The organism is Cupriavidus sp. FW216-B1 (assembly GCF_058789195.1).
In genome coordinates, this window is sequence record NZ_JBYTEL010000046.1 from 1 (window position 1) to 5,301 (window position 5,301).

2 tRNA genes and 2 rRNA genes are annotated in these 5,301 nt (G+C 53.2%); all 4 read right to left on the bottom strand.

Features of this window, described 5'->3' with window-relative positions:
* Positions 1-103 precede the first annotated feature (103 nt).
* A 23S ribosomal RNA gene (locus AC3WXD_RS34845) occupies positions 104-2,982 on the bottom strand.
* Between the two features lie 281 nt (positions 2,983-3,263).
* Positions 3,264-3,339 (bottom strand) — tRNA-Ala (locus AC3WXD_RS34850).
* A 7-nt stretch (positions 3,340-3,346) separates the two neighbouring features.
* Positions 3,347-3,423: transfer RNA gene (locus tag AC3WXD_RS34855), tRNA-Ile, on the bottom strand.
* A 61-nt stretch (positions 3,424-3,484) separates the two neighbouring features.
* Positions 3,485-5,016: ribosomal RNA gene (locus AC3WXD_RS34860) — 16S ribosomal RNA — on the bottom strand.
* The 16S and 23S rRNA genes sit together here with 2 tRNA genes alongside, the layout of an rRNA operon.
* Positions 5,017-5,301 lie beyond the last annotated feature (285 nt).

Here is a 5,301-nt window from a genome sequence, read left to right on the forward strand (position 1 = left end):
GGCCAACGCAACGAATAGGGATGTAGTCAGGTTGTGACGGTACCGGCCAGGCTGCTGAGCAGCGGCACGCGATACGTCAACCAGGCAGAAACACACTGGTTATAGGATCAAGCCTTACGGGCAATTAGTACTGGTTAGCTTAACGCATTACTGCGCTTCCACACCCAGCCTATCAACGTCCTGGTCTCGAACGACCCTTCAAGGAGGTCAAGCCTCCAGGGAATCCTCATCTTCAGGCGAGTTTCCCGCTTAGATGCTTTCAGCGGTTATCTCTTCCGTACATAGCTACCCTGCGATGCCTCTGGCGAGACAACAGGTACACCAGCGGTACGTCCACTCCGGTCCTCTCGTACTAGGAGCAGCCCCCGTCAAGATTCCAACGCCCACGGCAGATAGGGACCAAACTGTCTCACGACGTTTTAAACCCAGCTCACGTACCTCTTTAAATGGCGAACAGCCATACCCTTGGGACCGGCTACAGCCCCAGGATGAGATGAGCCGACATCGAGGTGCCAAACACCGCCGTCGATATGAACTCTTGGGCGGTATCAGCCTGTTATCCCCAGAGTACCTTTTATCCGTTGAGCGATGGCCCTTCCATTCAGAACCACCGGATCACTATGTCCTGCTTTCGCACCTGCTCGACTTGTCGGTCTCGCAGTTAAGCACGCTTTTGCCATTGCACTTTAGGTACGATGTCCGACCGTACCAAGCGTACCTTCGAACTCCTCCGTTACACTTTGGGAGGAGACCGCCCCAGTCAAACTGCCTACCATGCACTGTCCCCGACCCGGATTCACGGGCCAAGGTTAGAACCTCAAACAAACCAGGGTGGTATTTCAAGGTCGGCTCCACGCAGACTAGCGTCCACGCTTCAAAGCCTCCCACCTATCCTACACAGATCGGTTCAAAGTCCAATGCAAAGCTACAGTAAAGGTTCATGGGGTCTTTCCGTCTAGCCGCGGGGAGATTGCATCATCACAAACACTTCAACTTCGCTGAGTCTCGGGAGGAGACAGTGTGGCCATCGTTACGCCATTCGTGCAGGTCGGAACTTACCCGACAAGGAATTTCGCTACCTTAGGACCGTTATAGTTACGGCCGCCGTTTACCGGGACTTCAATCAAGAGCTTGCACCCCATCATTTAATCTTCCGGCACCGGGCAGGCGTCACACCCTATACGTCCACTTTCGTGTTTGCAGAGTGCTGTGTTTTTATTAAACAGTCGCAGCCACCATTTTATTGCAACCCCTTCACCCTCCTGGCGCAGGCCAGTCAAGCTACAAGGGCGTACCTTATCCCGAAGTTACGGTACCAATTTGCCGAGTTCCTTCTCCCGAGTTCTCTCAAGCGCCTTAGAATACTCATCTCGCCCACCTGTGTCGGTTTGCGGTACGGTCTCGTATGACTGAAGCTTAGAGGCTTTTCTTGGAACCACTTCCAATTGCTTCGCAGCACTAGGCCGCTCGCCCCATATCCTTGAATTCCGCGCCCGGATTTGCCTAAGCGCCTTCTCCAATACAGGGACCGGGACTTCCAACACCCGGACAACCTTCCGCGATCCGTCCCCCCATCGCATCATACGACGGTGCAGGAATATTAACCTGCTTCCCATCAGCTACGCATCTCTGCCTCGCCTTAGGGGCCGACTCACCCTACGCCGATGAACGTTGCGTAGGAAACCTTGGGCTTACGGCGAGGGGGCTTTTCACCCCCTTTATCGCTACTCATGTCAGCATTCGCACTTCTGATACCTCCAGCATCCTTTACAAGACACCTTCACAGGCTTACAGAACGCTCTCCTACCACGCACTTACGTGCGTCCGCAGCTTCGGTGACTGGCTTAGCCCCGTTACATCTTCCGCGCAGGACGACTCGATCAGTGAGCTATTACGCTTTCTTTAAAGGGTGGCTGCTTCTAAGCCAACCTCCTGACTGTTTTAGCCTTCCCACTTCGTTTCCCACTTAGCCAATCTTTGGGACCTTAGCTGGCGGTCTGGGTTGTTTCCCTCTTGACACCGGACGTTAGCACCCGATGTCTGTCTCCCGTGATTGCACTCTTCGGTATTCGGAGTTTGCTATGGCGGGGTAATCAGCAATAGACCCCCCAACCATGACAGTGCTCTACCCCCGAAGGTGAGACACGAGGCACTACCTAAATAGTTTTCGGAGAGAACCAGCTATTTCCAGACTTGTTTAGCCTTTCACCCCTATCCACAGCTCATCCCCTAACTTTTCAACGTTAGTGGGTTCGGTCCTCCAGTACGTGTTACCGCACCTTCAACCTGGCCATGGATAGATCGTCTGGTTTCGGGTCTACACCCAGCGACTGAACGCCCTATTCGGACTCGCTTTCGCTACGCCTTCCCTAATCGGTTAAGCTTGCCACTGAATGTAAGTCGCTGACCCATTATACAAAAGGTACGCCGTCACCCGTTTCCAGGCTCCGACTGTTTGTATGCATGCGGTTTCAGGATCTATTTCACTCCCCTCCCGGGGTTCTTTTCGCCTTTCCCTCACGGTACTGGTTCACTATCGGTCGATCACGAGTATTTAGCCTTGGAGGATGGTCCCCCCATCTTCAGACAGGATTTCACGTGTCCCGCCCTACTTGTCGTACACCTAGTTCCACAACGCTGTTTTCGCATACAGGGCTATCACCTGCTATGGCCGGCCTTTCCAGACCGTTCTGCTAACAACACTGCTAAAGAGTACAAGGCTCTTCCCATTTCGTTCGCCACTACTTTGGGAATCTCGGTTGATTTCTGTTCCTGCAGCTACTTAGATGTTTCAGTTCGCCGCGTTCGCTTCCCTGACCTATGGATTCAGTCAGGGATGACCCATACGGGCCGGGTTTCCCCATTCGGACATCTCCGGATCAAAGCTTGTTTGCCAGCTCCCCGAAGCTTTTCGCAGGCTACCGCGTCCTTCATCGCCTGTGATCGCCAAGGCATCCACCACATGCACTTGTTCGCTTGACCCTATAACAAGTGTGTCTCTTTCGAGTCACGCTTCCTACAGGTTGAGTTCTCGCATTTGTGCCGTATTCCAAGTCATCTTTCGATCACTTTAAAATACATTTGGTTGATACAATCACAACCCGGTATCGTGTTTTTACTGCAGCGTCTCATCAACGCTCACGACACCTTTACTACATCCCATATTGTTAAAGAACAGCCGATGTTTCCATCGTCTTGGCAAAGCCAAAGGCAAACGCTTTTCTCTCAAAGCGCTTGCCTTTGGACTGACCAATCCAAGGTAGTGGTGGAGGATGACGGGATCGAACCGACGACCCCCTGCTTGCAAAGCAGGTGCTCTCCCAGCTGAGCTAATCCCCCGATAACTTGGTGGGTCTGGTAGGACTTGAACCTACGACCCCCGCCTTATCAAGACGGTGCTCTAACCACCTGAGCTACAGACCCTTGGCTGTAACACCAAACAAACCGATAAGTGTGAACGCTCAACAACTTCTGCACGCTCTTGAAAGGAGGTGATCCAGCCGCACCTTCCGATACGGCTACCTTGTTACGACTTCACCCCAGTCATGAACCCTGCCGTGGTAATCGCCCTCCTTGCGGTTAGGCTAACTACTTCTGGCAAAACCCACTCCCATGGTGTGACGGGCGGTGTGTACAAGACCCGGGAACGTATTCACCGCGGCATGCTGATCCGCGATTACTAGCGATTCCAGCTTCACGTAGTCGAGTTGCAGACTACGATCCGGACTACGATGCGTTTTCTGGGATTAGCTCCCCCTCGCGGGTTGGCAACCCTCTGTACGCACCATTGTATGACGTGTGAAGCCCTACCCATAAGGGCCATGAGGACTTGACGTCATCCCCACCTTCCTCCGGTTTGTCACCGGCAGTCTCTCTAGAGTGCCCTTTCGTAGCAACTAGAGACAAGGGTTGCGCTCGTTGCGGGACTTAACCCAACATCTCACGACACGAGCTGACGACAGCCATGCAGCACCTGTGTCCACTTTCTCTTTCGAGCACCTGATGCATCTCTGCTTCGTTAGTGGCATGTCAAGGGTAGGTAAGGTTTTTCGCGTTGCATCGAATTAATCCACATCATCCACCGCTTGTGCGGGTCCCCGTCAATTCCTTTGAGTTTTAATCTTGCGACCGTACTCCCCAGGCGGTCAACTTCACGCGTTAGCTACGTTACTGAAGAAATGAATCCCCAACAACTAGTTGACATCGTTTAGGGCGTGGACTACCAGGGTATCTAATCCTGTTTGCTCCCCACGCTTTCGTGCATGAGCGTCAGTGACGTCCCAGGGGGCTGCCTTCGCCATCGGTATTCCTCCACATCTCTACGCATTTCACTGCTACACGTGGAATTCTACCCCCCTCTGACATACTCTAGCCTTGCAGTCACAAGCGCCATTCCCAAGTTGAGCTCGGGGATTTCACGCCTGTCTTACAAAACCGCCTGCGCACGCTTTACGCCCAGTAATTCCGATTAACGCTCGCACCCTACGTATTACCGCGGCTGCTGGCACGTAGTTAGCCGGTGCTTATTCTTCCGGTACCGTCATCCCCCCGAGGTATTAGCCCAGGGGATTTCTTTCCGGACAAAAGTGCTTTACAACCCGAAGGCCTTCTTCACACACGCGGCATTGCTGGATCAGGGTTGCCCCCATTGTCCAAAATTCCCCACTGCTGCCTCCCGTAGGAGTCTGGGCCGTGTCTCAGTCCCAGTGTGGCTGATCGTCCTCTCAGACCAGCTACTGATCGTCGCCTTGGTGAGCTCTTACCTCACCAACTAGCTAATCAGACATCGGCCGCTCCTATCGCGCGAGGCCTTACGGTCCCCCGCTTTCACCCTCAGGTCGTATGCGGTATTAGCTAATCTTTCGACTAGTTATCCCCCACGACAGGGCACGTTCCGATGTATTACTCACCCGTTCGCCACTCGCCACCAGGATTGCTCCCGTGCTGCCGTTCGACTTGCATGTGTAAGGCATGCCGCCAGCGTTCAATCTGAGCCAGGATCAAACTCTTCAGTTCAATACCTGTGTGGTTCCGCGCAGTTACCTGCTGAAACCTCGCTCTTTCGAGCGGTCGCTCACTCTCAGAAAACTGACTCGATCCTCCCGAAGAAGAACCGAACATGTTTACTGTGCGAGCACTTTATAACTTGTAAGCTAGAAGACCGAAGTCTCCCGCGTCCGCTATCAAGCGCCCACACTTATCGGTTGTTTGTTTGTTAAAGAACTTGCCGCGGTTCGCTTTGCTTACCGCGTCGCTGCTTCGTTGTCAGCAGCAGAGAAACGAGATTATGAAGAACTTTCT